2 protein-coding genes are annotated in these 1062 nt (G+C 60.2%); both read left to right on the plus strand.

The window, feature by feature from the left end:
- The coding region (locus VJR90_09890; GenBank protein HKV97788.1) for a DUF1214 domain-containing protein at window positions 1–552 on the plus strand (552 nt) is incomplete at its 5' end.
- A 1-nt stretch (window position 553) separates the two neighbouring features.
- On the plus strand, window positions 554–1062 hold a 509-nt coding region (locus VJR90_09895; GenBank protein HKV97789.1), incomplete at its 3' end, for a DUF1254 domain-containing protein.

Here is a 1062-nt window from a genome sequence, read left to right on the forward strand (position 1 = left end):
ATTGTTGGCGCCGTGCTTGCGTTTCTCACCGCAAACATCGTTATGAACGCTGTGTTCAAAACCATTACCACGAATGTCAACGGTTGGAGGACCACCACGAAATGCGGCCAGCCTGGCAATGGCATCCTCGTCCGGGCCGCATGCGCCAAAATCCTGCCCGCCGTCAATGTGACGGAAGAAGCGGCGTACTGGACGACGACCGTCGACGGTGCGGGGCAAAGGCTGAACGGCCAGCGCGAGTATGTCCTGCATTTTCCTGTCGGACAACTGCCGCCGAACGATGCCTTCTGGTCGCTGACCATGACGGATGTGGCAGGGTTCATGGTGCGAAGCCCCATCGATCGCTACAGCCTTGGCAGTCGCTCCGGCCTCATTCCGAACGCCGACGGCTCAATCGACATTTATCTGCAGCACACGGCTCCCGTTGGACACGAGTCAAACTGGCTGCCTGCACCGGCAGGCAACTTCAAGCTGACGCTCCGCGCGTATCTGCCCGGCCGTGCTGTTCTCGACGGCGACTACCATCTGCCGCCAGTCAAGAGAGTGCACTGAGATGAACCGGTTCATTCTGAAATACGCATATCCCATTACGTTCGCCATCCTGGTCGTCCTCGCATGGGCCGGCTACAGGCAGTTCTCTATCGGGGGAAGCGCGTTCATCACGTACGCCGTCGTGGCAGTCATCGTATGGGGACTTGGCACGGTCGTGTTCGTCTATTCTTGGCCGCCTATCACCTACAGTGCCTTCAAAAGAGCGGTCGTTCAGCATGGCCTCGGCGGAGGCCCAATCCCCGTCAATACGCTGTATGCGGTGCCCAATCGCGTTTCGCCCGCGGCGTCAAACGCCAGCTTATTGGCAACCGGGACCGACGATGTGCTCTACATCGGCGGCTTGCTCGACCTCGCCAACGGGCCGCTCGTCTTGCACGTGCCGGACATGGCGAGCCGTTACTACAGCGTGCAGTTCACCGATCCGTCAGACGGCACTAATTTTGCCTACGTCGGCACGCGCACCACCGGAACCGCGGCTGGCGATTACCTCATTTGCGGGCCGGCCTGGAA

The sequence above is a fragment of the Gammaproteobacteria bacterium genome, assembly GCA_035279405.1.
Lineage (GTDB): Bacteria > Pseudomonadota > Gammaproteobacteria > Natronospirales > REEB76 > REEB76.